Origin of the sequence: Vibrio sp. V39_P1S14PM300, from assembly GCF_009904765.1 — a bacterium.
Classification (GTDB): domain Bacteria; phylum Pseudomonadota; class Gammaproteobacteria; order Enterobacterales; family Vibrionaceae; genus Vibrio; species Vibrio proteolyticus.
In genome coordinates, this window is the sequence record NZ_WXWP01000146.1 from 1 (window position 1) to 25,955 (window position 25,955).

At 50.6% G+C, this 25,955-nt stretch carries 21 protein-coding genes and 1 other annotated feature; of the genes, 12 read left to right on the forward strand and 9 right to left on the reverse strand.

The window, feature by feature from the left end; translation table 11 throughout:
* Positions 1-301: 301 nt before the first annotated feature.
* From clpB to rluD, 3 genes are all read right to left on the reverse strand, one after another.
* Complete coding sequence (gene clpB, locus CAG65_RS07005; protein ID WP_161453047.1) at positions 302-2,878, reverse strand: ATP-dependent chaperone ClpB; 2,577 nt, start codon at positions 2,876-2,878, stop codon at positions 302-304.
* Between the two features lie 142 nt (positions 2,879-3,020).
* Entirely contained in the window at positions 3,021-3,749 is a 729-nt protein-coding gene (pgeF, locus tag CAG65_RS07010) for a peptidoglycan editing factor PgeF (protein ID WP_161453049.1), read from the reverse strand.
* A gap of 2 nt (positions 3,750-3,751) precedes the next feature.
* Positions 3,752-4,729: a 23S rRNA pseudouridine(1911/1915/1917) synthase RluD gene (gene rluD, locus CAG65_RS07015; RefSeq protein ID WP_161453051.1), complete on the reverse strand. Its 978-nt coding sequence runs from the start codon at positions 4,727-4,729 to the stop codon at positions 3,752-3,754.
* Between the two features lie 136 nt (positions 4,730-4,865).
* Here rluD and bamD point away from each other — a divergent pair, with 136 nt between their 5' ends.
* From bamD to yjjX, 7 genes are all read left to right on the forward strand, one after another.
* On the forward strand, positions 4,866-5,591 hold the full coding sequence (bamD, locus tag CAG65_RS07020) for an outer membrane protein assembly factor BamD (RefSeq protein ID WP_161453053.1): 726 nt from the start codon (positions 4,866-4,868) through the stop codon (positions 5,589-5,591).
* Between the two features lie 116 nt (positions 5,592-5,707).
* Positions 5,708-7,126 carry a lytic transglycosylase F gene (locus tag CAG65_RS07025; RefSeq protein WP_161453055.1) on the forward strand — a complete coding sequence of 473 codons (1,419 nt, stop codon included), beginning with the start codon at positions 5,708-5,710 and terminating at the stop codon, positions 7,124-7,126.
* Positions 7,127-7,446: 320 nt separating this feature from the next.
* Positions 7,447-7,773 (forward strand): ribosome hibernation-promoting factor, HPF/YfiA family, encoded by a 327-nt coding sequence (gene hpf, locus CAG65_RS07030; protein ID WP_161453057.1) that lies wholly within the window; start codon positions 7,447-7,449, stop codon positions 7,771-7,773.
* 110 nt (positions 7,774-7,883) lie between these two features.
* Positions 7,884-8,002, forward strand: a sequence feature (Phe leader region).
* A gap of 11 nt (positions 8,003-8,013) precedes the next feature.
* Positions 8,014-9,192 carry a prephenate dehydratase gene (pheA, locus tag CAG65_RS07035; RefSeq protein WP_161453059.1) on the forward strand — a complete coding sequence of 393 codons (1,179 nt, stop codon included), beginning with the start codon at positions 8,014-8,016 and terminating at the stop codon, positions 9,190-9,192.
* 175 nt (positions 9,193-9,367) lie between these two features.
* Positions 9,368-10,411 (forward strand): polyamine ABC transporter substrate-binding protein, encoded by a 1,044-nt coding sequence (locus CAG65_RS07040; protein WP_161453061.1) that lies wholly within the window; start codon positions 9,368-9,370, stop codon positions 10,409-10,411.
* Positions 10,395-12,752 carry a putative bifunctional diguanylate cyclase/phosphodiesterase gene (locus tag CAG65_RS07045; RefSeq protein WP_161453063.1) on the forward strand — a complete coding sequence of 786 codons (2,358 nt, stop codon included), beginning with the start codon at positions 10,395-10,397 and terminating at the stop codon, positions 12,750-12,752. The genes CAG65_RS07040 and CAG65_RS07045 overlap by 17 nt, the downstream gene beginning before the upstream one ends.
* Positions 12,718-13,251 carry an inosine/xanthosine triphosphatase gene (gene yjjX, locus CAG65_RS07050; RefSeq protein ID WP_021705607.1) on the forward strand — a complete coding sequence of 178 codons (534 nt, stop codon included), beginning with the start codon at positions 12,718-12,720 and terminating at the stop codon, positions 13,249-13,251. The genes CAG65_RS07045 and yjjX overlap by 35 nt, the downstream gene beginning before the upstream one ends.
* 38 nt (positions 13,252-13,289) lie before the next feature.
* Here yjjX and trpR read toward each other — a convergent pair whose 3' ends face one another.
* The gene (gene trpR / locus CAG65_RS07055; RefSeq protein WP_021705608.1) at positions 13,290-13,589 is read right to left on the reverse strand and encodes a trp operon repressor; all 300 of its coding nucleotides are present in this window, start codon (positions 13,587-13,589) and stop codon (positions 13,290-13,292) included.
* Positions 13,590-13,647: 58 nt separating this feature from the next.
* On the reverse strand, positions 13,648-15,597 hold the full coding sequence (gene sltY, locus CAG65_RS07060; RefSeq protein WP_161453065.1) for a murein transglycosylase: 1,950 nt from the start codon (positions 15,595-15,597) through the stop codon (positions 13,648-13,650).
* A gap of 262 nt (positions 15,598-15,859) precedes the next feature.
* Here sltY and ettA point away from each other — a divergent pair, with 262 nt between their 5' ends.
* From ettA to CAG65_RS07075, 3 genes are all read left to right on the forward strand, one after another.
* Complete coding sequence (ettA, locus tag CAG65_RS07065; RefSeq protein ID WP_161453066.1) at positions 15,860-17,527, forward strand: energy-dependent translational throttle protein EttA; 1,668 nt, start codon at positions 15,860-15,862, stop codon at positions 17,525-17,527.
* Between the two features lie 169 nt (positions 17,528-17,696).
* A complete protein-coding gene (locus CAG65_RS07070; RefSeq protein WP_161447655.1) occupies positions 17,697-18,071 on the forward strand; it encodes a PilZ domain-containing protein in 375 nt (124 codons plus the stop codon).
* A 10-nt stretch (positions 18,072-18,081) separates the two neighbouring features.
* A complete protein-coding gene (locus CAG65_RS07075; protein WP_161453068.1) occupies positions 18,082-19,086 on the forward strand; it encodes a M23 family metallopeptidase in 1,005 nt (334 codons plus the stop codon).
* Positions 19,087-19,133: 47 nt separating this feature from the next.
* Here CAG65_RS07075 and tyrA read toward each other — a convergent pair whose 3' ends face one another.
* Together tyrA and CAG65_RS07085 are read right to left on the reverse strand one after the other, a co-directional pair.
* On the reverse strand, positions 19,134-20,261 hold the full coding sequence (gene tyrA, locus CAG65_RS07080; protein ID WP_161453071.1) for a bifunctional chorismate mutase/prephenate dehydrogenase: 1,128 nt from the start codon (positions 20,259-20,261) through the stop codon (positions 19,134-19,136).
* Positions 20,262-20,277: 16 nt separating this feature from the next.
* Positions 20,278-21,351: a 3-deoxy-7-phosphoheptulonate synthase gene (locus tag CAG65_RS07085; RefSeq protein WP_161453073.1), complete on the reverse strand. Its 1,074-nt coding sequence runs from the start codon at positions 21,349-21,351 to the stop codon at positions 20,278-20,280.
* Between the two features lie 235 nt (positions 21,352-21,586).
* Between CAG65_RS07085 and CAG65_RS07090 the strand changes: the two genes are divergently transcribed.
* Together CAG65_RS07090 and btsR are read left to right on the forward strand one after the other, a co-directional pair.
* Positions 21,587-23,263 (forward strand): sensor histidine kinase, encoded by a 1,677-nt coding sequence (locus CAG65_RS07090; RefSeq protein ID WP_040902694.1) that lies wholly within the window; start codon positions 21,587-21,589, stop codon positions 23,261-23,263.
* Between the two features lie 9 nt (positions 23,264-23,272).
* Positions 23,273-23,989, forward strand: a complete 717-nt coding sequence (btsR, locus tag CAG65_RS07095; RefSeq protein WP_161453075.1) for a two-component system response regulator BtsR — start codon at positions 23,273-23,275, stop codon at positions 23,987-23,989.
* 27 nt (positions 23,990-24,016) lie between these two features.
* Here the strand turns inward: btsR and nagZ are convergent, their stop codons facing one another.
* A complete protein-coding gene (gene nagZ, locus CAG65_RS07100; RefSeq protein WP_161447355.1) occupies positions 24,017-25,003 on the reverse strand; it encodes a beta-N-acetylhexosaminidase in 987 nt (328 codons plus the stop codon).
* Positions 25,004-25,013: 10 nt separating this feature from the next.
* Positions 25,014-25,862 (reverse strand): MurR/RpiR family transcriptional regulator, encoded by an 849-nt coding sequence (locus CAG65_RS07105; RefSeq protein WP_161447357.1) that lies wholly within the window; start codon positions 25,860-25,862, stop codon positions 25,014-25,016.
* Positions 25,863-25,955: the final 93 nt, after the last annotated feature.

Genomic DNA, 25,955 nt, shown 5'->3' on the forward strand with positions numbered 1-25,955 from the left:
GTTTTTCGCTTTCGCTCAAAACGGACGGCCATTTTAGCGAGATAACTTTAGGTGTCAAACACTTTTTTCGTTATTTCTTCGAAAGTTAATCACTTAACTTTCAGACCGATTTGCTGCCTGCTGATTCAGCCGGTTTCCCGTGGCAACGGAGGCGCATTATAGGTACTTTAGAAATGAACACAATAGAGAAAATAAAAAAAACACGACTTTTCTGTTCGTTCGTTTACGAAATAGCCACAACGAAGAAAAATCCGACAAAAAAGGGGCTTGGCAGCCCCTTTTATTTTCCAAGTTGTCGTATTTAGTCCTGATGCGCGATGATCTGGTCGTTACTGACAATCAGTTTAACTTTCTTATCCGGTACCACTTCTCCGGCAAGAATCGCTTTGGCCAACGGGTTTTCAACACTTTGTTGAATCGCACGTTTCAAAGGACGAGCACCGAATACCGGATCAAAACCGACTTGCGCTATCAGCTCAAGCGCTTTCTCAGAGATCTCCAGCTCAAAACCGCGCTCTTCCATACGTTTTGCTAGACGCTGCAACTGAATCTTAGCAATCGACTTAATATGTTCTTGGCCAAGAGGATGGAACACGACCGTTTCATCAACCCGGTTCAAGAACTCAGGACGGAAGTGTTTACTGACTACTTCCATCACCTGCTCTTTGATACCTTGATAATCAAGTGTGGCAAAGTTTTCCTGAATACGTGACGACCCCAAGTTAGAGGTCATGATCACTACCGTATTACGAAAGTCCACCGTACGACCCTGCCCATCCGTTAGACGGCCATCATCCAGTACCTGCAACAAAATATTGAAGACATCCGGATGGGCTTTTTCAACTTCGTCCAGCAGAATCACCGAATAGGGTTTGCGGCGCACCGCTTCAGTCAGGTATCCCCCTTCTTCATATCCAACGTAGCCTGGAGGCGCACCGACCAAACGCGCCACCGAGTGTTTCTCCATGAACTCAGACATGTCGATACGAACCATGGCGTCTTCGCTGTCAAACATAAAGGAAGCCAGCGTTTTACATAACTCGGTTTTCCCTACGCCTGTTGGCCCCAAGAACAAGAACGAACCGATCGGACGATTAGGATCCGACAATCCTGCACGGCTTCTGCGAATCGCATTCGACACCACTTCGACCGCTTCTTTCTGGCCAATGACACGCTTATGCAGTACCTCCTCCATGCGCAGCAGTTTTTCTTTTTCTGCTTCGAGCATTTTTGAGACCGGAATACCGGTTTGTTTAGAGAGGACTTCAGCGATTTCATTGTCCGTGACTTTATTACGTAATAAGGTCATTTCCTGCATTTCGGCCTGGGTAGCCAAATCCAGCTGTTTTTCCAATTCAGGAATTCGGCCATACTGCAACTCGGACATACGAGTCAGATCCCCCGCCCGGCGAGCAAACTCCATGTCCATACGCGCTTGTTCCAACTCAGATTTAATGTGCTGCGTCCCAGACAGTGAAGCCTTTTCAGCATTCCAGACTTCTTCAAGCTCGGCGTATTCACGCTCTTTTTCTTCCAACTCCTGATTGAGGATCTGCAACCGCTTTTCACTCGCTTCATCATGCTCATTACTCAGAGCCTGCTGCTCAATCTTAAGCTGGATCATCTTGCGTTCAAGTTTGTCCAGAGACTCAGGTTTGGAATCCATTTGCATTCGGATGCTGGAAGCCGCCTCATCGATCAAGTCAATCGCTTTATCCGGTAATTGGCGATCCGAAATATAACGGTGCGACAGTGCCGCCGCCGCGACGATCGCCGGGTCGGTAATTTCAACATGATGATGCAGCTCATAACGCTCTTTCAAACCCCGCAAAATGGCCACGGTATCTTCAACGCTCGGCTCATCCACCAGCACTTTTTGAAAACGTCGCTCCAGTGCCGGATCTTTCTCAATGTACTGACGATATTCATCCAACGTTGTGGCGCCCACGCAATGCAACTCACCTCGGGCCAGCGCCGGCTTTAACATGTTACCGGCATCCATAGAGCCTTCACCTTTACCGGCGCCGACCATGGTATGGATTTCATCGATAAAGAGGATGACGTTCCCCTCTTCTTTCGCCAGCTCATTCAGCACCGATTTAAGCCGCTCTTCAAACTCGCCGCGATATTTGGCCCCAGCGATCAGCGCGCCCATATCCAACGATAAGACCCGTTTATTACGCAGCCCTTCCGGCACTTCATTGTTGATTATCCGTTGTGCCAGCCCCTCGACAATCGCGGTTTTACCGACACCGGGCTCACCGATGATCACCGGATTGTTTTTGGTACGGCGCTGCAGCACCTGAATGGTACGGCGAATTTCATCGTCTCGGCCAATCACGGGATCGAGCTTGCCCTGCTCGGCCCGCTCCGTCAGATCAATGGTGAATTTCTCCAGCGCCTGACGCAATTCCTCAGCATTAGGATCGTTGACGGTCTGGCCACCACGAATGTTATCAATCGCTTCGCTGACTTTTTTCTCGGCCAAACCGAGCTCTTTGAGCAGGCTGCCGAGCGGTCCGCGGTCTTCCAGTGCTGCGAGGAGGAAAATTTCGGATGAGATGTAGGCATCCTTACGCTTTTGAGCCACTTTGTCACACAAGTTAAACAAAGTGCCCATCGCACTCGACAACTGAACATCTCCGCCAATGCCACTGACTTTGGGCAGACGATCTAAAATTTCGCTCAGCTTTGAGCGTAAGTGCGTGACATCAACATTCAGTATGGTGAGCAGCGGTCGAATTGGGCTACCATTTTGATCCAGTAACGCCACCATCAGGTGCACCGGCTCAATGTATTGATGATCGCGCCCCAACGCTAACGACTGAGCATCGGAAATAGCAATTTGAAACTTACTTGTGAATCTATCTAGACGCATATCAACCTTCTTAATCTCAACTGAGATATGTTTCTCTAACAGTTGCAAAGATGGTTGCGCATCGAGCGAAATTCAAGGGGAAGCGACACTAAGATTGATTTATCTCAGCTTTGCTTGTGATGAAGATTCGAAAGAGGGATGGCTACTCTTCAATCCAGATAAACGTCGCCTGGCGTCCGGTGATCCCATCGCGGCGGTAGGAATAAAAACGCTGCGGATCCTCAACTGTACACAGCCCGGATTGATAAACCTGACTGACGCCGGCTTTATTGAGACGCTGAGTGGCCAGCATGGCCATGTCCGCCAGCCATTTTTCGGCCTGCTCACGTGGCGTGAAAGCTTCTGCCGCCTGCGGGTCAAACGCCGTGAATGCCTCCAGAACATCCTGACCGACTTCAAACTCGCGAGGACCAATCGCCGGCCCAAGCCACGCCATGACTTCGCTATCAAACTCTGCCAATGCATTTTCAACGATACCACCAGCCAGGCCACGCCACCCCGCATGCACCGCAGCTACCTGAGTGCCTTCTCTATTGGTAAATAAAATTGGCAGGCAGTCGGCGGTCATCGCAGAACAGACAACATTCCGCTGGCGGGTAAATGCGCCATCGGCATCCTGAGTTTTACTGGTCGGAGCCAACAGTTCAATCACCCGGGTAGAATGAGTCTGATTGAGCCACACAGGCAACGAGGGCATTGCCGCCTGAGCGGCCAGTAATTGACGGTTTTTCTCAACCACAATCCAGTCATCCCCGACATGAACGCCCAGATTCAGGCCTTCATAAGGAGCACGAGAGTAGCCACCCAGACGGGTAGACGCACATGCTTTAACTTTGGCCGGTGCTGGCCAGTCAGGGATGATCAGTTCCATGATTAATACTCGTCTTCCAGACCGTGCAGTTGCGTATCTTCGCGCAGAGCATCAGTAATAGCCACCATATCAGCAGGCACCGGAGCGTGAAACTCCAGCTCTTCTCCTGTGACGGGATGTTCAAACCTTAACATCGCAGCATGCAACGCCTGGCGATCAAAACCGCGAATCATGTCCACTAACGTATCGGACGCCCCTGATGGAATACGTGCACGGCCACCGTATGCGGTATCGCCCAGCAACGGATGTTGCAGGTAAGACATATGCACCCGGATCTGGTGTGTACGACCGGTTTCCAGACGCAGACGAATACGGGTATGTTCACGGAAATGTTCCGCTACCCGGTAATGCGTCACCGCCGGTTTCCCCATCGGGCTGACGGCCATCAAGGTTCGCTTGGTAGAGTGGCGGCCAATCGGTTTGTCCACTTTTCCGCCTGCGGTCATGCGGCCAATCGCAATCGCTTCGTATTCACGAGTGATGTGACGCTTTTGCAGCGCGCGAACCAGACGAGTCTGCGCCGGTACGGTTTTCGCGACCACCATTAAACCTGTGGTGTCTTTATCCAGACGATGGACAATGCCCGCTCGCGGTACTTCGGCGATCTCCGGATAGTGGAACAACAACGCGTTCAGAACCGTGCCGTCAGGCGTGCCCGCTCCCGGGTGCACCACGAAGTCCCGAGGCTTATTGATCACGATGATGTCGTCATCTTCGTACACAATATCCAGCGGGATATCCTGCGCTTCCCAGCGCTCTTCGTCTTCCAGTTCGGCCTGAACAGTAATTACTTCACCGCCCATCACCTTCACGCGAGGTTTCGTCACCACGCTGCCATCGACCATGATTTTGCCGTCCAGTAACCACTCTTTAAGGCGAGAACGCGAAAAATCACTGAATAATTCAGCGACAGCCTGGTCAAGACGCTGACCCAATTGACTGTCTTTTACTGTGTTTGTTAATTCAATCTGCTGAGCCATATCGAACTTTTTTAAAAACTGTGAGACTAATGCTCACTACTATGGAAAAATACACTATTGCGTCATTGTATCTGTTACTGGTAAGAAAGTAACGGAAGCTGAAGAAATATTTAAATTCAAGGAATCGACTCCTGACATGAAACACCACACTTTATCTGGCCTGTTAGCGTTATCACTTTTAGTCGGCTGTTCAAGTAGCGAGCAGGTTGTTCCGGATGTTCCACCTTCTGAACTGTATTCAGACGCACAATCTTCTCTGCAAAGCGGCAACTGGCAGACTGCGATTGAAAAGCTGGAAGCTCTTGATTCGCGTTACCCATTTGGTGCCTATTCAGAGCAGGTTCAGCTCGACCTGATTTACGCTTACTACAAAAATGATGATCTGGCACTGGGTCTGGCAACCATCGAACGTTTCATGCGTCTGAACCCAACACACGCCAAAACCGACTGGGTACTGTACATGCGCGGTCTGACGCACATGGCTCAGGATCGTAACTTTATGCACGATCTGTTTAACATTGATCGCAGTGACCGCGATCCAGAGCCGGTCAAAGCCGCCTTCATTGACTTTAAGAAACTGCTGCAACGTTACCCGAGCAGCCCATACGCCGAAGACGCGCACAAACGCATGATCGCATTGAAAAACCGCCTGGCTGAATATGACTTAGCCACCGCAGACTTCTACCTGCGCCGTGAAGCATGGATCGCCGCGATCAATCGTGCGCAAGAGCTGCAAAAAGCTTATCCAGATACTGAAGCGGCACGTAAATCACTGAAAATTCAGCGCGATGCCTATAAGGAACTGGGATTACAAGACGCCGTCCAGCGGACCGAAGCGTTGATGAAGCTCAACCCAATCTAAGCAGACTCACGCAAGACAAAACCACTTCATCTGAAGTGGTTTTTTTGTTCCTGATGGCACAACGCCCGTGCAGAAACTAAGCTTTAACTCAATAAGCATCAGAAGGAACAGATGTTATGCGAGAGATAATCGCTTTGCTGTTGTGCTGCCTCTCTCTCAACGGATTTTCATTGGAACTGTCACCGCTGCGTCAACTGCCCTATACCGGTGATTTGGATATCATGCGGCAAAAAGGCGTGATCCGGGTACTGGTCTCCGCCGATCTGGGGTTTTATTACGTGGAAGCCGGTCAACCTAAAGGCATCATCGCCGAATTACTTAGCCACTTCGAAACCCAGCTCAAACAACACCATAAAGGCCTGCAAGTACAGGTGATTCCGGTGCCACGCGATGACCTGCTGTCCTCTTTGGAACAAGGTTTGGGGGACATCGCCGCGGCCAACATCACCATCACAAATAGTCGCGCCGACCACCTGGATTTCACCGACCCACTATTGAGTGATGTTCGGGAATTACTGGTCACCAATGCTGCTCAGCCTGACATCACCCACATCAAACAGCTCAGTGGCCTTGAGGTCTGGGTGCGTGCCAGTTCCAGTTATGCGGAAAGCCTGCAACGCGTGAATCATCAACTGACAACGGCCAATCTTGAACCACTTCGCATTCAGTTCGTCGACGAAGTGCTGGAGGATTACGATCTGCTAGAAATGCTTGAACAAGGGCATATTGGGATGACGGTGATGGACGAACATAAGACCCAAATTTGGCTCGATGTGATGCCGCACATCCGGGTACATCGTCAGTTGCCACTGCGCGAAAACGGTCAGATAGCCTGGGCTCTGCGCCAGCACAGCCCCAAACTCAAACAGGAGCTGAACACGTTCATTAACACCGCCCGCTCCGGCACACTGCTGGGCAATGTAATCTTTGGCAAGTATCTCGACAGTTCCTGCTGGCTGGATAAAGCCCTGAACCCGGCAGCGATCCAAAAGTTGGACACCTTAACCACCCTCTTTCAGCGTTACGCCAAGCAATATCAGTTTGATTATTTGATGATGTCGGCTCAGGGCTTTCAGGAATCCGGGCTAGATCAGAGTAAAGTCTCCTCGCAAGGCGCTGTTGGCATTATGCAGGTCCTGCCGACAACCGCCCGGGAGCCGTACGTGAATATTCCTGATATCTATAAAACAGAAAACAATATTCATGCGGGCATCAAGTACATGCGCTTCATTAAAGACCGTTACTTTAACGATGACGCCATCAGCTATGACAACAAAGTCTATTTTGCTTTAGCGGCCTACAACGCCGGTCCGGCCAATATTCGTCGAATGCGCGAGCTGGCGGTAAAACACGGTTACAATCCGAATGTTTGGTTTCGCCACGTAGAACTGATGGCCCGCCGCAACATCGGCAGCCAGCCCGTGGTGTATGTGTCTAACGTCAACCGATACTATGTCGTCTATAAACAGCTGTCGAAAATTCGTCGTGAACGTGAAGCGACAGCAGCCAAAATCGACCAGAAAATGGCTCAGTGAAGATACGTGACGTTGGAGAGAAGAAAAGTGTGATTAGGTTCTCAGTACAGTGATGGTGAGAATTTCATCACCACTTTGTTTCAGGCCGAAAAACATCCCTAAAAACTGAATATTTTTAGCCTGCTACCTCTCCCAATCTAGCGTGTTTTTTCATATGTACAAGCTTTTTATGCGAACAACGCCTGCACTCTTTGCGAAAGATCACATTTGATTCTGATGGCCAAAACCAGCCAACAAAACATGATCTACATCACGTTTCATGCACACCAAACAGGTAATCTGAACTCAACCCATGAGGGATGCAACAGAGGAAAACATCTATGAAAGTAAACATCACTGGCAAAAACATCGAAATCACCTCTGCTATCCGTACTCACATTGAGAGTAAATTTAAAAAACTGGAAAAATGGCAAGTCGACATCATTAGCTGTCAGGCAACGTTCAGCGAGCAGCCGAACAAACAAATGAAGTTTGAAGCGATCATCACCATACCGAAGGGGCAGCTTGTGGCTTCCGCCATTCATGAAGATTTATACGCTGCCGTCAATGAGGCCGAACAGAAACTGGAACGACAGCTCAACAAACTACGTCACAAACCCGAAGCTCGCCGAGCCGAAAAACCTGAGCCGGAAGAAGAGATCGAATAGTTGACAGGAGACAAGAAATAGCGCCGAAAGGCGCTATTTTTTTGCTTGACGCCCTATGTCCGCTTGCTTATTGTGTTTACAGTTCTTTTAACCCCAGACACGAATATGCGCCTGACCTCACTGTTCTTTTTTGACTTCTTTTTTCTCCACTGAAGCTGGAGGCCTGCTCGTTCGCGGAAGATAAGTCAAAAACGAACAGAAAGCCTCCCAAACGGGAGGCTTTTTTATAAGGAAAATTTTATGACTGATAAGCACTACTCACTTGATGAAATCCGACTGCGTCTCAATGAACTTGATGACCAGTTGCTTAACCTGTTGTCTGAACGCCGTCAGATGAGTATTGAAGTAGCGAAAAGCAAAGTGGAGACGTCCAAACCCGTGCGTGATGCGGAGCGTGAGCAGCAGCTATTAGTCAAACTGATCAATAACGGTAAAGACAAGTATCAGCTTGACGCACCGTACATCACTAAAATTTTCCACACCATCATCGAAGACTCCGTTCTGCTGCAACAGGCTTACCTGCAAAATCTGGCCAACCCACAGCAAAGCCGCAAACCTCTCGCCAGAGTGGCCTTTCTGGGCGCCAAAGGTTCTTATTCACATTTGGCCAGTCGTGAGTACTTCAGCCGCAAGAACACAGAGTTAATCGAGCTCAACTGCGATCGCTTTAAGGAAGTGACCACGACTGTTGAATCGGGGCATGCCGACTATGGCGTCCTGCCGATCGAAAACACCAGCTCCGGTTCAATCAATGAAGTATATGATTTGTTGCAGCACACGACACTGTACATCGTCGGCGAACTGACGCTGCCGATTGAGCATTGCCTGCTGGCCACCAAAGACATTCGCCTGGAACACATCAAAACGCTGTATTCACACCCTCAGCCACATCAGCAATGCAGCGAGTTTCTTAGTCGCCTGGACGGTGTCACGCTGGAGTCGTGTGCCAGTACCGCCGACGCAATGCAAAAGGTCAAAGAGCTGAATCGCGATGACATCGCCGCTATCGGTAATGCCTCCAGCGGCAAACTGTATGGGCTGCAGCCCATACAAGGCAACATCGCTAACCAGACCGAAAACCACACCCGCTTCATCGTGGTGGCACGTAAGCCAGTTGAAGTCTCGACGCAGATCCCAGCCAAAACCACATTGATCATGTCTACGTCACAACAGGCGGGTTCTCTGGTTGAAACTCTGTTGGTTCTGCAACGTTACGGCATCAATATGACCAAGCTGGAATCGCGCCCGATCATGGGTAACCCGTGGGAAGAGATGTTTTACGTGGATCTTGAAGCACACCTGGACTCAGACGGTATGCAACAGGCATTGGCGGAACTGACGAAAATAACCAAGCATTTGAAAGTACTAGGATGTTACCCAATCGAAAACGTCAAACCGACTCAGGTTCAGCTTCAATAAGTTTAACTTAGTCATAGAATTCCCCATTCATTGCTGACACTTATCCATATAACTTTTACCATCAGGCCTACTTGGTTGCATATTGGATAAGTGCTCAGCTTTTTGTACAAAAGTACAGCTCTTTCATTCTGATAGGCGGTTTACCTAACACTTAAGATAGGCCCTACCTACCCGTATGAAGTTAAAATACGTCTTGTTATTCCCGGCTCTGCTGAGCCCGTTCGCAGCTGCTCAAACGCAAAACCTCAACATGTACCTGTGGGAAGACACTTTGTCTCAGCGGGTCATCGACCAGTGGCAACAAGAACATAAAGCGACATTAACCACCTCGCACTTTGACAACGACGACGAGCGCAGTCTGTTGATGCTAAAAGGGGTGCAGCTTCCATTCGATATTGTGGTGCTCGATAATGTCTCGGCGCAAATTTATGCCCGTCAGGGTTCGTTTATTGATCTGTCAGACATACCAAACCGTCAGCACAACGCGTCCATCTGGAATCAGGCTTGCGGTACTCACGCGGTGCCTTATTTCTGGGGCACCGTCGGCTACGTATACCGCAAAGATAAAGTCACCAAACCTCCTCAGACCTGGCAAGAGTTCATGCACCCACCGGCCTCGCTCACTCAACATATCGGGATGATCACCGACAGTGTCGAAACCCTGTTACCCAGCCTTTACGCACAGGGGGCATCGCCCTTCACCGGCAGTGAAGACAAACTCAAACAGGCTTACGAGGATTTGAAACCGTTCAATCATAACGTGTTGACTTACGAATACGTGCTCAGTTATGTGCGAAGCCACCAAAGTGCAGAAGAACTACACATGGCACTCGCCTACAGTGGTGACCACTATTCGCTGAATCGTTCTTTCTCGGGTGATAAATGGGCGTTCGCCCGGCCACAAGGTCAGGCATTCATCTGGGTAGACTGCCTGGCCGTCAGCAACCACTCACAAAATAAATCGTTGGCAAAGTCTTTTATAAACTTTTTGCTAGATCCCAACATTGCTGCAAAAAATGCAATTGATATCAGGGCTGCGACGCCAAATTTAAGCGCATTGAAACTACTTCCAGACTATTATGTTAATGATACATCATTGTTTTTGTCGCAAGATCAAATTGACCACGGACTCATCGATGCTGAGCTGTCAAATTCAAACATAGGCCTAAGAGCCAAAATAATAAACAGTATAATTAAACGTCATGAAGCTAAATACTAGGATACTGCTACTGGTTGCTCCGGTTATCCTGCTCAGTGCAGCAGTATCAGGTTACACTATTTACAACGGCCAGAGAGATGCGCTGATCAAGCTGGAAGACAGCTACCTTCAGCTCAACATGGAAAAGCTGGCCGGTCACTTTCGGCAGTCGGTTTCTTTGCTGAACAGTTATTCGTTTACCCTGACCAAGAGTGACATCATTCGCCATTATGTGGCCAACAGCGATAACCCCTATCGCCAGTTTGAACTGATCGAAAATCTGCAAGACACCATCGCCAATCTTCAGGCCTCTCAGCAATCCTTTACCGGCATCGCCATTCTGGATGATAAAAAACATCCCCAGTATTACGCCGACAACAGCAATGAGCCGTTCGCCAAACTCGATCCGTCTATTCTTGAATACGTTGAACAGACATACGACGCCACCAGCCACACTTCTCACATCGGCTACACCCAAAATGGACAGGGTGACGGCGTATTGGTCCGCTATGATGTCCTCGACAAACGCACCTTGTCGTCGCCACTGAGCTACAACAAGAACGAGCTTTTTTTTGTGGTTGTATCGGTGTCACTCGATGCATTCAACCGGCTGCGTAATCAAATTGAGTTCGATAATCAGAGCAGCATTTTCTTCACACCTGAGCCGCTGGCACAAGCCGGCACGCAAACACATACCGTCAAACTGCTGAACGATTTCTACGCCACGCTGGACCCGGCTCATTATCTGATCCGCAACAAACTCAACAAAGTCAGCCAGAACCTGGCAATCGCGTTCGGCCTGTCATCCATTACCACGGTGCTGCTGTTGTTGTTTCTGCTGTATCGTCATGTTATCCGCCCTATCAGCACTCTGGAACGCCAGTTACGGGAAGTGGAAGGTCACAAACGCAAGAACATTGAACGACTGCACAGCAATGACGAAATCGGCCGTCTGTCATCGCGCTTTTATGATATGTATCAGGAGCTGGATTCCACCTATCAGAAGACCAAAGTGCTAGCCGAAAATGATCATCTGACGCAACTGGCCAACCGCCATCAGTTTCAGGCGTACGCAGAACGCGCTCTGGCCAACCAGTTTCAGAACCGTTATGTCTGGGTGTTGTATATTGATCTGGATAACTTCAAGTATGTGAATGACAAATACGGTCATCAGGTCGGCGACTCTCTGCTGGTCAGTTTCGCGAAACACATCACGGCACTGTGTGAGCAATTCCAGAGTAAATACCCGGTCAAGTGTCTGGCATCCCGCCTGTCCGGTGATGAATTTGCTGTGTTCATCTCTACGCCTCGGGCACATCAGGTTGAACATGTTGCCGAAGAGTTTGCCGCCCAGGTGATTGAGCCCATCGCCAGTGGCAAACGGTCACTGCTGAAAAACTTCCCCATTACCGCCAGTATCGGCATTGCCACGTATCCTAAAGACGGCAAAGAAGTCGCTAAGCTGTTATCCAATGCCGATACGGCCATGTACCAGGCTAAGAAAGCCGGTAAAAACCAGATTGCTTACTACTCGGAAGATCTGGCCCGTGCTGGTCAGCGTCGTACTCAGATTGAACGCGCGCTGCGTAGTGGCCGTTTTGATGATGAGTTCTATCTGGTCTACCAACCCTATTTTAAGCATAACGGTGCCCAAATTGCCGGGGTGGAAGCACTGCTGCGCTGGGAGTCCGAGCAGCTTGGCAGCATTCCTCCCAGTGAGTTCATCCCAATTGCCGAGCAGATTGGTCTGTTCGGTGCCATCGACCGCTGGGTGATCAGCGCTGCATTTAAAGACTTCCATGACTTGCAGGCCATGTTTCGTGAAGCCATCAACCTGTCGATCAACCTCTCGTCTGCCGAACTCGATTCACTGCAACTAGCGAACTTTATTCACCACGAAGCTCAGCATTATAACGTGGAACCCAACCTAATTGATTTTGAAATCACCGAAACCTTTGCAGCCGACTCGCAAAGTTTTCCTCTGTTACACGAACTGTCTCTGTTAGGATACAAGCTGGCGATCGATGATTTCGGGTCCGGTTACACGTCCATCAAACAGCTGGTGCAGTACCCGGTACAGAAAATCAAACTGGATCGTTTCTTCCTTGAAACCCTGCTTGCGACCAATAACAAGAAAGTCATCAAACCTCTGGTTGAATTGTGTCAGTCCCAGGCAATGCAAGTCACCGCAGAAGGGATCGAAACGGAAGAGATGCGCCAGTGGCTGTCTGAGTACAACTGCGATTACATGCAAGGTTTCTTGTTTGGTGAACCCATGCCACTCAGCCAGTTGCGCCAGTGGAGTGAACACAACCAAGGAACCTCAGATGTTAATCAAGAAAGTCATCGTAGCTTCGCTTAATCCAGCTAAAATCAATGCGGTAAAAAGTGCCTTTGCCAGCGCCTTCGGCCAACAAGCCTTTGAGTTTGTCGGCGTCAGTGTGCCGAGCGAAGTGGCCGACCAACCGATGACCGATGAAGAAACCCGTGCCGGTGCGCTCAATCGAGTGCGCAACGCCAAACAGATCATTGACGACGGCGATTACTACGTCGGCCTGGAAGCGGGGATTGAAGGTGGTGTAACGTTCGCCTGGATGGTGATTGAATCGCCGACGCAGCGTGGCGAATCTCGCTCAGCCAGCCTGATGTTGCCGCCGAAAGTGCTGGAAAAACTCGCTCAGGCAAATGAACTAGGTGATGTCATGGACGAAGTGTTTGGCACTGACAACATTAAGCAAAAAGGCGGCGCGATCGGTTTGCTGACTCAGCACCAGCTCACCCGAAGCTCGGTCTATCATCAGGCTTTAATCTTGGCTCTGATCCCATTCACAAACCCGGAACACTTTCCCGCCAACTTATAACGCACAAAAAACGCCAGTATTCACTGGCGTTTTTTGTTTCAGTCTTGCTTGAGAATCAGCCGGGCAATTTGCCGTCGCTCAGTGTCCGATTTGGCCTTCAGTTCGTTGGACCCACGGGTAATGGTGGCGATCCCCACTCCCAACATCTGACTGATCTGGCGCTGTGATTTCTCACCTTTGAGTAGCTCAGAGACTATATTCAGCCTCGCCACCAAAGCTTCACGCTCATCCGGTGTCATCATCATGGTCAATAACAGCGTATGTTGGTCGTCGGCGGCCGCGTCTTTGACTAAATCCATCAGCTGTTGCCAGTCAGTGTAATCGGGTTCTAACGACATAGGCTCACTCTACAATAATTCAACGCCACTATTGTAGAGCTTTCGCCGCTCAATGGAATCAATATTTTGTACGCAGCTCGCCCGGTTTGAGGAAATCACCGGCTCCGCCAGTCAAGTCGCGGTAATAGGTTTCAAACATCAAAATGTTCTGCACATAGCCACGGGTTTCACGAAACGGAATGATTTCAATAAACGCGAATGCATCCAGCTCACCGGCACTGCGCTGACGCCATTGCTTGACCCTGCCCGGTCCGGCATTGTAGGCAGCGAACGCAAAAATCCGGTTGTTGTCGTACTGCTCCAACAGCCCATTGAGATAAGTACTGCCGATTTCAATATTTTTGCTGACATTGTACAACTCGTCCGCACCTGCGTAACTGAGCTGGTACTTCTTAGCCGTGTGTTTGGCGGTAGCCGGCATGATTTGCATGATGCCACGCGCTCCAACCGGTGAGCGGGCCTCTGAGTCGAGTGCACTCTCCTGGCGCGCCACCGACATTAAGGTGATCGGATCGATATTGTGCTTCTTGCCATAAAAGTTAAACCACCACTGATGAGCGAGCGGGAAACGCAGCTTCATGTTGTTCCACATTTTGGCAGAGATAGAACCGGTCACGGTCAAGTGGTGCCAGTGCTGACTGGCGGCGTACGCGGTTAACATCTCTTTTTCAGCCTGAGTCGAACGATACAGCAACCAGCGCCATTCGCTTTTGGCGGCGGCAATTTTATCGCGAGCTATCAACTCCTGGATACGTGCCAGAGCCGCTTGATAAGGCGCCACCGCTTGACGCTCAAGTGTCACATTAGTGACTGGATATTCAAACGGCTTGCCAAGTTGTTTGGACGCCGCCGCGCTGTAGAAGTCGCGTTTACCGAGCAGCTTTTCCAAGGTTGCTGTGCCCTGCTCTTTTTTCCCCAGAGCAATGTCTGTACGTCCTTGCCAGTACTGCCAACGCATATCCTGTTTGAGCGATTCTGGTAAAACGGTAATCCAACTTTGCACCGCCTTCCAGTCAGCCTCCTGAATAGAGAGACGAATGCGTCGCTCAATCAAATCCCCATTCTGCGAACTGCGGACCATTTTATCCCGCCACGCCGCTGCGGTTGATGAATCCGTATTCATCAGCCGCAGTGCAATGAAATCCGCCATCTCCTGACGCTGTTCTGCGCTGAATTTCTGCGTGGTCATCACCGACTCATAGGCACGCTGAACCGCTTCCGGGTTGCGGCGGGCCCACTGTTCCAGAGAACGTTTCACTAACCGGCGGTTATGTTCACTGGCGCTGTGTGATGCGGCGTAGCTTTGCACCGACTGTGGTTTCGCCAGCAAATCCTGCATGGCTTTCGCGGTTTGTTTGGCGTCGTTGCTTTTGAGCTGTTTTTGCAGGTAACTCAGTAACGCACTGTTACGATTATCGAATGCCAGCAGCATTCGCTGCATCACTAACTCGTCCGTTTTGTAGCCTGCTTTATCCCAGACACTGAACAGTGGATCACACGCATCAGACACACTGTGTCCATTGAGCCACATCTGTTTAGCGCCATCAAACGCTTCCTGCTTTTTGCCCGTTTTGTATTTGGCGTAATAGTAATAGCACTGATAAGTTTCACCAGACGGAAGCTGTGGCTGGAAAGTTAAGAACGTCTGCCATTGCTGCTGACGGGCAAGTGCCGCCAGGTACGGAGCACTGACTCGTGCCGAGAAAGGAAACTCCTTGTGTTCAGCGATAAAACTTGTCACCTCACTCGGACTCTTGTCACCAAGATCAATCAAAAAGGTCCGGTAATCGACGTACGGGGTCAGTGGATAATCGGCAATTTTGTAACGCATCCGTTGATACGCATCGACCTCTTTAGCGTCCAGAAGCGTCTGCGCCTGATCGTAAAGTTTACGTTGGGTTTCCAGTGCTTTATCAGAGTTTGCCCACGCGGTACCGCTGGCCAGTGATGCGATCACCACCACCGACGAAAGAATGCTTTGCGGTTTTGAAAAACTCGTTCGCGTCATGCGCCTCTCATCCTATAGTTTATTCAGTTTAATAACGCCTCTCATTACCCTAATTCTAGGGAAAAATGTAAAGCATTCGGATGTAAATTAGCTGTAAATAATCATAAATTCATAAAAGTGCGACATATGCACTCAACGACGTATTATTTCACACCATGAAACAGCGAAATTCACTTTCCTTCACATTCAGGAGGTAACAAAACGCAGGGCTTTGGTATAAAATGTTGCCTTTACTTGGTTTTAAACTTAGGAACGATCGGCAATGGCTGAATACGTATATACCATGTCGCGGGTGAGCAAAATCGTGCCACCTAAGCGCCAAATTCTGAAAGACATCTCTCTAAGCTTCTTCCCGGGTGCAAAAATCGGTGTTCTTGGCCTTAATGGTGCAGGTAAATCGACCCTGCTGCGCATCATGGCAGGCATTGATACTGACATTGATGGTGAAGCGCGTCCGCAGCCAGGCCTTAATGTGGGCTACCTGCCTCAGGAACCGGTTCTGGACGAATCCAAAACCGTACGTGAAGTCGTCGAAGAAGCCGTTTCTGATGTGGCAGACGCACTAAAGCGTCTTGATGCGGTATATGCAGCTTACGCAGAAGACGGCGCAGACTTCGATGCACTGGCCAAAGAGCAGGGTGAACTGGAAGCGCTGATCCAGGCCAAAGACGGTCACAACCTCGACAACACACTCGAACGCGCGGCAGACGCCCTGCGTCTCCCGGAGTGGGATCAGAAAATCGCCCATCTTTCTGGTGGTGAACGCCGCCGTGTCGCGATTTGCCGTTTGCTGCTTGAAAAACCAGACATGCTGCTGCTCGACGAACCAACCAACCACCTGGACGCAGAGTCCGTGGCCTGGCTGGAACGTTTCCTGGTCGACTACACCGGAACCGTGGTTGCGATTACCCACGACCGCTACTTCCTCGACAATGCTGCGGGCTGGATTCTGGAACTGGACCGTGGTGAAGGTATCCCATGGGAAGGCAACTACACCTCGTGGTTAGAGCAGAAAGATGCGCGTCTGCAGCAAGAAGCGTCTCAGGAAAAAGCTCGTCAAAAGACCATCGAGAAAGAACTGGAGTGGGTACGTCAGAACCCGAAAGGTCGTCAGGCCAAATCCAAAGCGCGTATGGCCCGCTTTGAGGAACTGCAGAACAATGACCACCAGAAACGGAATGAAACCAACGAACTGTTTATCCCACCAGGTGAACGTCTGGGTGACAAAGTCATTGAAGTGAAAAACCTGACTAAGTCATTCGATGGACGCGTCCTGATTGATGACCTGTCGTTCAATATGCCCAAAGGGGCGATCGTCGGCATTATCGGTGCCAACGGTGCGGGTAAATCGACCCTGTTCAAGATGCTGAGCGGCACCGAGCAACCGGATTCAGGCAGCATCGAAATGGGAGATACGGTGAAGCTGGCGTCTGTTGAGCAGTTCCGCGACTCAATGAACGATAAGAACACCGTATTCCAGGAAATTTCGGAAGGCGCTGACATCATCAAGATCAACAACTTTGAAATTCCGGCGCGCGCATACTGTTCGCGCTTCAACTTCAAAGGCTCAGATCAGCAGAAAGTCATCGGCGAGCTGTCTGGTGGTGAACGTAACCGTGTCCATCTGGCCAAACTGCTGAAAGCGGGCGGCAACGTGTTGCTACTCGATGAACCGACCAACGACCTGGACGTAGAAACCCTGCGTGCACTGGAAGAAGCTCTGCTGGAATTCCCTGGCTGTGCCATGGTGATCTCGCACGACCGTTGGTTCCTCGACCGTATCGCGACGCACATCATCGACTACCGTGATGAAGGTCAGGTGAACTTCTACGAAGGGAACTACACCGAGTACATGGATTGGCTGAAGAAAACCTTGGGCCCTGAAGCAGCAGAACCACACCGCATCAAGTACAAACGTATTGCGAAATAATCCTGCTTGTATTTTGTGCAAAGGCCGCTATCATAGCGGCCTTTATTCTTTGCGGTGACAAAATCCGCGAGACGTCAGACTCCATGCTCCTTTTCGGAGTAACGACACATCGTATAAAGGTGTGGTTTGCTATGCTGTTAGCAATACTCACTCAGTAAGGTGCATTCAGATGGAACGACGTCGTTTTTCACGCGTGATTTATCAGGCGCCTGCACAGCTCCGGCAGGGAGACGTGACCCTGGATGGTAAAATCCACGATCTGTCTCTCCACGGGTTACTCCTGTCTGTCGATGCGGACATAACCCAACTTAACGCAGACGCTACCGTAGATATTCAGTTTTCGCTTCCTGACAGTGATGTCTCTATCGGCTTGGTTGCCAAAGTGGTTAGTATGAATAGCAATATGCTCCGTGCCAGCATTGATCATATTGATATTGAAAGTATCGGACACTTGAAGCGGTTGGTCGAACTCAATGTCGGTGACGACGCTCTGTTACACAGAGAGCTGAAACACCTGACAGATTTAGGCGATAGCGCCGAGTAGCACACCCGAGATGTCACAACGTATTACTATTTCGATTCCCACACCATCAGGGGATCGCAGCTTTTATTTGTCAAAAAAAGGCCTGATAACAAGCGGACTTGTTGCCGCTGGTCTGCTGTCGTTCAGCCTGCTGTCAGGCTCCGCGCTGCTGTACCTCTACACGCAAAAACATCAGCTTGAAAGCGCTTTGATTAAGCAGCAGACCCAGGTCACCTACCTGACCCAACTCAACAGCGAACAACAGGATGAAACGCATGCTCTGAGCCAGGAGCTGGAGACCAAACGTAATCAGCTTCAACTGCTCGGCCGCCGGGTCTATGATGTGGAATCCGTACTTGGCCTTGCCAGCGACAGCCAGCCTGAGGATGAAGACAGTCTCGAGCAGCGTCTTGACGCCGCCGCGATTGACTCAGCAGTGCGCGCCACCTTGTTTCGCATGATCCCAAACGATACCCCGCTTAACTACAACCGGGTGTCATCGGAATTTGGCAGCCGGATCAATCCGATTTCAGGTAAACGCCATACCCACGCGGGGATCGACCTGACCTGTAATATGGGAGAAGCCGTGTACGCCCCCGCCGATGGCGTGGTGGAGTCAGCCCGGCCCAGTGCCCAGGGGTACGGCCACTACCTGACCTTACAACACGCGTTCGGCTTTTCCAGCTCTTACGCTCACCTGAAAGCATTCAAAGTTCGCGCTGGCCAGTTTGTCAGCAAAGGCGATCTGATTGCAGAGTGCGGCAACTCGGGAAACTCCACCGGCCCACACCTGCACTATGAAGTGCGTTTTCTTGGACGCCCCCTTAACCCGCACAACCTGATGTCCTGGACACCTGAAAACTTTGAATCGCTGTTCAAAGCTGAGAAGCACGTTAAATGGGCTTCACTGGTCGCTCAGGTCAATCAGGTCGTCAAGTTGCAGGTCGCACTCACTCAGCACCCTTACCCGAACGAGTCTGTCCGAACCGCCAGCAACGACGAGCGCCGCGATGCAGACTCGCCGAGCCCCCATTAAAAAGAGCAGCCTTCGGGCTGCTCTTTTTGTACCACATCTACGCAATTTTAGCCGCGATGGATGGAATCATTGGCCTGCTTGAGCAAGTTCTGACTCTCTCGCATAAACTGTTGTGAGTACGGGCCAAACCACTCACTGACTTGATTAAAACTGGTCACAAACGCCTGTTTGTCATGCCCTTCCAGGATGTGCAGCGCTTCACCAAAGCAGCGATGGAAGCGTTTGATCATCTCAATATTCTCGTCTGAAGACAGAATAATGTCTCCGTACAGATTGGGATCCTGAGCGAACAGTCGACCGACCATCGCCAGTTCAAGGCGATAAATGGGTGAGCTGAGCTGAACCAGTTTGTCCAGATCGGGATTCTCACGGCTCAGATGCAGACCGTAAGCAAACGACGTAAAGTGACGTAACGCCTGAATCAGGGTCATCCCATGGTCATGTTCACCGGCATCGATCAGGCATAAACTCGCCCCCCAGATAGAGAACTGTTGCAGCAACCATTGATATTGCTCGCTGCCACGCCCGTTGCAGTAGATGATCACCTGTTTTGCCAGACTCGGTACGTCGGGGCCAAACATTGGATGCAACCCGACAACCGGTCCGGAGTGTACGTGAAGCATCGACTGCAATGGCTTGGATTTAATTGACGTCAGGTCACACAGGATGCAGTCGTGTGGCAAATGGCCTAAACGTTCGATCACCCCCTGCGTCAGGTGAATCGGTACCGTCACCACGACCAACCCAGCGTCCGCGAGCAGTTCATCGGCCTGATCCCAATCTTTGCTGCCCAAGATTTTTACCGTATAGCCGGACAGACGGAACATCCGGGCGAACAAGCCCCCCAGTTGACCGTGACCACCGATAATCACCACAGAACGCAACTCTGGATTAAGGCACTTGAAACCCGAATCTTTTTCACTGGCGTAGGATTCGCGCATCGTCCGGCGCAGAATGTCTTCAATTAACTGCGGCGGAACGCCGATTTTTTCAGCCTCTTCACGGCGAGAAGCCAGCATCGCCGCTTCGCGATCCGGGGCATAAATCGGCAGGCCGTGCTGACTTTTCACCTCTCCGACTTTTTCTACCAGTGACAAGCGCTCGGCCAGCAAATTGAGTATCTGTTTATCGACACTGTCAATCTGCTCGCGCAGTTCATTCAGTTCTACAGCCATCCAACTTTCCTTTCACTTAACCTTTGAGACGGTTTTCCAAAAACGGCACCAGCTCTTCATGAGCATGACGCAATAGTGCCTCAGTTGCCCCCCAATTGATACAGGCGTCGGTGATCGACACACCGTACTCCATCTCACTTGGTGCAAGATCAGATGACTGGTTACCTTCGTTGATATGGCTCTCTAACATCAGGCCAATGACCGACGTGTTACCTTCACGAATCTGATGGATCACATCTTCTGCCACCAGCGGCTGACGACGGTAGTCCTTGCGCGAGTTAGCATGGCTGCAGTCCACCATCAGAGACGCTTCCAACCCTAACTTGCTCATTTCCTGCTCACACTCAGCGACGGAGACCGAATCGTAGTTGGTCTGCTTGCCGCCACGCAGAATCACATGACCATTCGGGTTACCTTGTGTGGTCAGCAAAGCCACCTGGCCTTCCCGGCTGATCCCCATAAAACGGTGGCTGGAAGAAGCCGCCTGCATCGCATTGATAGCGGTAGCCAGGCTGCCGTCTGTGCCGTTTTTAAACCCGATGGGCATCGATAAGCCACTGGCCATTTCACGGTGAGTCTGAGACTCCGTTGTGCGGGCACCGATGGCAGCCCAACTGAAGGTGTCGGCCAAGTACTGCGGACTGATAGGATCGAGGGCTTCCGTCGCTAACGGGATTTCCATCTCAGCCAGTTCCACCAACAATTGACGCCCAACATGCAAACCATGTTCAATGTCAAAACTGCCATCCAGGTGTGGATCGTTGATCAACCCTTTCCAGCCGACTGTGGTACGCGGTTTTTCAAAGTACACACGCATCACGATATACAATTGATCATTGAGCTGTTCAGACAGGGCTTTCAGACGTTTGGCGTAATCTTTGGCGGCGTCGATATCGTGAATAGAGCAAGGACCACATACCACGAGCAGGCGGTGATCTTTTTTATGGATAATGTTGGCAATGGTCTGACGGGACTCTTGAATAAAGCGACGAGCCTTATCACTCAAGGGCAGCTTTGCCTTGAGCTCATCCGGTGTGATCAGCACCTGCTCTTCCATAATATTAATGTTGCTCAATTCACTTTTTTGCATCTTAACACCTGTATATTTAAATTTACACCAAACGTAACATTGAGCTCATAAACTCAACAAAACTTACCTTATCAGGCTAAAAATAGAATGCAAGCGTAAAGCAATAAAAACATTTAGTGTAAATTATTATTTACTACGCAATATATTAACTCTTTAATCAAAAAAACACGGACAGAGCGTATTTTCTTGGTATCAACTTACCTAAAATATGCGGAAGACCCCGATGGAACTGACTATGGACCTTATTCTCTCGCTGCTGCAACAGATGTGTGTTTATCTGGTATTGGCGTACATGCTAAGTAAAACCCCCATCTTCCTGCCGCTTTTAAACATCTCCAGCAGATTAAGTCACAAACTCAGTGTTTATGTTCTATTTTCGCTGTTCTGTATTATGGGGACTTACTTCGGTTTGCAGATCAATGATGCGATTGCCAATACCCGAGCCATCGGTGCCGTGATGGGCGGACTGTTTGGCGGGCCGGTGGTCGGGTTTCTGGTTGGCTTTACCGGTGGCATGCACCGCTACTCACTGGGTGGCTTTACTGATCTCGCCTGTGCCATATCCACCACAGCAGAGGGCCTGATTGGTGGCTTGTTGCATACTTATCTGCTGCGCAGAGGCAAAACGGCTTCGCTGTTTAACCCCAGTGTGGTGTTTTCCATCACTCTGGTGGCAGAAATCGTCCAGATGCTGATCATTTTATTGGTTGCTAAACCGTTTGATCAGGCTTATGTGCTGGTGTCGGCGATTGCGGCCCCCATGATCATCGCCAACTCGGTCGGGGCCGCGCTGTTTATGAGCATACTGCAGGATCGCAAAACCATCTTTGAAGAATACTCCGCCACGTTTTCCCGCCGGGCACTCAATATTGCGGATCGATCTGTGGGCATTCTGGCGTCTGGGTTTAACACCCGCAATGCGGAAAAAATCGCCCGGATCGTGTACGAAGAAACCAACGTGGGCGCCGTATCGATCACCGATGAAGAGAAAATTCTGGCCTTTGTCGGGATTGGCGATGATCACCACAAACCGAACACGCCGATCTCATCGCAAAGCACGCTCGACTCGATTGCACAGAACGACATCATTTACCTCGACGGTAAAGACAGCCCCTATCAGTGCTCTTTATCGAAAGACTGCAAGTTGGGCTCTGCGCTGATCATCCCACTGCGCGCCGGGGATCGAGTGATTGGCACGATCAAACTCTATGAACCAAAGCGTAAATTGTTTTCGACCATCAATATGTCGATGGCTGAAGGCATCGCACAAATGCTCTCCAGTCAGATCCTCTATGGTGAATATCAGCAAAAGCAACTGTTGTTGTCTCAGGCGGAAATCAAACTGCTGCATGCCCAGGTCAATCCGCACTTCCTGTTCAATGCCCTCAATACCATCAGTGCCATCACTCGTCGGGATCCTGAGAAAGCGCGCGCTCTGATCCAACATTTATCGCAGTTTTTTCGCAGCAACCTCAAACAGAACATCGAGACCGTGACCCTCAAAGAGGAACTGGCGCACGTCAACGCCTACCTGACGATCGAAACCGCGCGCTTCTCCGACCGCTTAGAGGTCGAGATCAACATCAACGACTCGCTTCTGGAACGAAATCTGCCAAGCTTTACATTGCAGCCATTGGTGGAGAATGCAATCAAACACGGTACGTCGCAATTACTTGAAGACGGGCACATTCGCATATACTCTCAGCCGCTGCCGGACGGAGATCGGATCGTGGTGGAAGACAATGCGGGGCTGTATACACCACCGCAGGAGGCACACACCGGGCTCGGCATGCAAATTGTGGACAAGCGGCTGACCAATAAATTTGGTCGTCTCGCCGCGTTGCAGATCGATGTTGCCGCGAACCAATACACCAGAATGAGTTTTATTATTCCACATCAGGGAACGTACTAAGGTAGTCACATGCTTTCAGCACTTGTCATTGACGACGAACTCTTCGCGCGTGAAGAGCTGAGCGAACTGCTCGAAGAAACCGGCCAGATAGAGGTGATGGATCAGGCCAGTAACGCCATTGAAGGTCTTAAGAAAATCAACCAGCTCAAACCCGATGTGGTCTTTCTGGATATTCAGATGCCCCAGATCACCGGCATCGAACTGTTGGGCATACTCGACCCGGACACCATGCCTAAAGTGGTGTTTGTGACGGCCTACGATCAGTACGCCGTTCAGGCATTTGAAGACAATGCGTTTGATTATCTGCTCAAACCGGTCGATACCGAGCGATTGAAGAAAACCATCAAACGCCTGGTCAAAAGTCAGCGTCCCAACCAGGACATCTCGATTCTGGCGCCCTCTTCGCTCGCTCAGGTGCCGTGCTTCGGCCACAATCGCATTGTGATCATTCCGACTCAGGATGTAGAGTGTGCCTTCAGCGACATCAGCGGTGTGCAAATCCAGACGCATGAACAAACGGCCACCAGCCAGCTGACACTAAAAGTGCTGGAGGAGAAAACGCCACTGGTGCGCTGTCATCGCCAGTATCTGATTAATATCAAGGCGATCAAAGAAATCAAACTGCTGGAGAACGGGCTGGCGGAAATTGTCACGCTGAGCGAACACAAAGTGCCGGTCAGCCGGCGTTATCTGAAAAACCTTAAAGAGATGTTAGGGTTTCACTGAACAGAGCCGCCAAAGCGGCTCAGAGGATCAGGCTTCCAGCATACGCTGCATCGCTTGTGAGGCTTGCTGCCATTGCTGCGAACCACGTAATTCCTGCAGTGAATAGCTGGCTTTTTTAAGCAAAGGTACTGCGGCAGGCACATCCATAATGGGCAGATTGTCGAGCACTTCGACCTGCGCATCACGCTGATTGCACACCAGCACCATGTCACACCCGGCAACCAGTGCCTGATGCGCTCTGGCAGCCGGACCGCCCATGACCGCCGCTCCTTCCATCGTCAGATCGTCGGAAAAAATCAGGCCTTGAAAACCAAGTTGCTGACGCAAAACCTGCTTAAGCCAGTATTCCGAGCCACTGGCGGGCTGCGCATCGTAGTGCGGATAAATCACATGCGCTGGCATCATCGCATCCAATACGCCAGCATCAATCTGCGCTTTAAAAATACGCATGTCATTGGTGAACAAATCGTCGCGTTCATCAAACGGGGTTTCCAAATGCGAATCAGCAATCACGCCGCCATGCCCCGGAAAATGTTTTCCTGTGGTTGCCATGCCCGCCGACTTCATGCCGTGCATAAACGCATGACTGAAACGAACAATGGTATCCACATCGTCGCCAAATGCGCGGTTGCCGATTGCCTTACAATCATGCCCTTTGTCCAGCACAGGCGCAAAGCTCAGGTCAATGTCATGGGCAATCAACTCAGCGGCCATCAGCCAACCCGCCTGACGGGCAAGATTTTCACCTTCATCGTGCAACGCATACTGCTGCGCGGGCGGGATCAGTGAAAAGCCGTCACGAAAGCGCTGCACCCGTCCGCCTTCCTGATCCACGCCAATCAGGATGGACCGGCCAGCCGCCTGCCGCATCGCTTTCGTCAGCGCTTGTAATTGTTGATTGTCGTGATAGTTGCGGGCAAATAGGATGACCCCGCCCACCGTCGGGTGTTGAAGAATTTCACGATCTTCTGCGGTCAGTTCACAACCTTCCACATCGAGCCATAACGGTCCCATACTTGTTCCTTTATTGTTTGAGTGTTGCCACAGCGGACTTACTTTGTTCTATCAACTGATCAGCCTGTTCTTCCTGCTGCGTCAGCGCAATAAACAGCAGATCGGTCACCAGCAACTGACTGTCACGCGCCGTGATGGATGAACTGCGGATCTGCTCCTCATCGGCCGCGCTGACCAGTTTTATGTCACAGAGCTTATCCAGCGGTGTTGGCGCCAGTTGGGTAACACCAATCACTTTCGCTCCGCGGCTGCGTGCCAGCTGAGCAATTTTCAGCACTTCCTGACTGCGGCCAGAGTACGACAAAGCGATCAACACGTCTGCCTCAGTCAGAGCCGCGGCGTTGGCAATTTGAATATGCGCATCCGGCTCTGTATGCACCGCGTGGCCAATTTTCATCAACTTGTAGGCCAGATCTTTGGCCACCAGCGACGAAGCCCCAACCCCGGCGATCTGGATTTTGTTCGCCAGATGCAGATACCCCGCAGCGTGGGTCAGGTGCTGGCCCTCATTGAGCAACACGGTACGCTCAAGAGACAGTTGTTTACTGCTGAGCAGCTTGGCCATCACCTGTTCCGGCGGATCATTACGACTGATACTGCCGTGAATTATTTTGCGGGATACGGGCTGATAGGCAAGCGCATTTTCGTACAACTTGAGTTTCATTTCAGAGAACCCTTGATACCCCAACTTCTGACTGAATTTGACGATGGTCGACTGGCTGACACCAATCTCCCTCGCCAGCTCAGGCGAAGACGACTGTTTCACCTGCTGAGGGTGATCCAACAGATAGTGCGCGATCCGGCTGTCTGATGGCGACAATTTTGGCAGCAGGGCAGTGAGTTTGGCGAGTCCGTTCATCTGCGTGTTCTCCATCGTAGATATCAGCTTAACCTAAGAATAACTATTCCTTGTATTAGCCATGTCAGGAATAGTTTATGCTCAAAACTGAGA

What these genes read in the sequence shown, in the direction of transcription:
- ettA (WP_161453066.1), top strand. Translation starts at nt 15,860, where the DNA reads ATGGCTGAATACGTATATACCATGTCGCGGGTGAGCAAAATCGTGCCA.
- CAG65_RS07090 (WP_040902694.1), top strand. Translation starts at nt 21,587, where the DNA reads ATGGACCTTATTCTCTCGCTGCTGCAACAGATGTGTGTTTATCTGGTA.
- btsR (WP_161453075.1), top strand. Translation starts at nt 23,273, where the DNA reads ATGCTTTCAGCACTTGTCATTGACGACGAACTCTTCGCGCGTGAAGAG.
- CAG65_RS07070 (WP_161447655.1), top strand. Translation starts at nt 17,697, where the DNA reads ATGGAACGACGTCGTTTTTCACGCGTGATTTATCAGGCGCCTGCACAG.
- bamD (WP_161453053.1), top strand. Translation starts at nt 4,866, where the DNA reads ATGAAACACCACACTTTATCTGGCCTGTTAGCGTTATCACTTTTAGTC.
- CAG65_RS07040 (WP_161453061.1), top strand. Translation starts at nt 9,368, where the DNA reads ATGAAGTTAAAATACGTCTTGTTATTCCCGGCTCTGCTGAGCCCGTTC.
- yjjX (WP_021705607.1), top strand. Translation starts at nt 12,718, where the DNA reads ATGTTAATCAAGAAAGTCATCGTAGCTTCGCTTAATCCAGCTAAAATC.
- hpf (WP_161453057.1), top strand. Translation starts at nt 7,447, where the DNA reads ATGAAAGTAAACATCACTGGCAAAAACATCGAAATCACCTCTGCTATC.
- CAG65_RS07025 (WP_161453055.1), top strand. Translation starts at nt 5,708, where the DNA reads ATGCGAGAGATAATCGCTTTGCTGTTGTGCTGCCTCTCTCTCAACGGA.
- CAG65_RS07045 (WP_161453063.1), top strand. Translation starts at nt 10,395, where the DNA reads ATGAAGCTAAATACTAGGATACTGCTACTGGTTGCTCCGGTTATCCTG.
- trpR (WP_021705608.1), bottom strand. Translation starts at nt 13,589, where the DNA reads ATGTCGTTAGAACCCGATTACACTGACTGGCAACAGCTGATGGATTTA.
- nagZ (WP_161447355.1), bottom strand. Translation starts at nt 25,003, where the DNA reads ATGGGACCGTTATGGCTCGATGTGGAAGGTTGTGAACTGACCGCAGAA.
- sltY (WP_161453065.1), bottom strand. Translation starts at nt 15,597, where the DNA reads ATGACGCGAACGAGTTTTTCAAAACCGCAAAGCATTCTTTCGTCGGTG.
- pgeF (WP_161453049.1), bottom strand. Translation starts at nt 3,749, where the DNA reads ATGGAACTGATCATCCCTGACTGGCCAGCACCGGCCAAAGTTAAAGCA.
- CAG65_RS07085 (WP_161453073.1), bottom strand. Translation starts at nt 21,351, where the DNA reads ATGCAAAAAAGTGAATTGAGCAACATTAATATTATGGAAGAGCAGGTG.
- rluD (WP_161453051.1), bottom strand. Translation starts at nt 4,729, where the DNA reads ATGGCTCAGCAGATTGAATTAACAAACACAGTAAAAGACAGTCAATTG.
- pheA (WP_161453059.1), top strand. Translation starts at nt 8,014, where the DNA reads ATGACTGATAAGCACTACTCACTTGATGAAATCCGACTGCGTCTCAAT.
- CAG65_RS07105 (WP_161447357.1), bottom strand. Translation starts at nt 25,862, where the DNA reads ATGAACGGACTCGCCAAACTCACTGCCCTGCTGCCAAAATTGTCGCCA.
- CAG65_RS07075 (WP_161453068.1), top strand. Translation starts at nt 18,082, where the DNA reads ATGTCACAACGTATTACTATTTCGATTCCCACACCATCAGGGGATCGC.
- tyrA (WP_161453071.1), bottom strand. Translation starts at nt 20,261, where the DNA reads ATGGCTGTAGAACTGAATGAACTGCGCGAGCAGATTGACAGTGTCGAT.
- clpB (WP_161453047.1), bottom strand. Translation starts at nt 2,878, where the DNA reads ATGCGTCTAGATAGATTCACAAGTAAGTTTCAAATTGCTATTTCCGAT.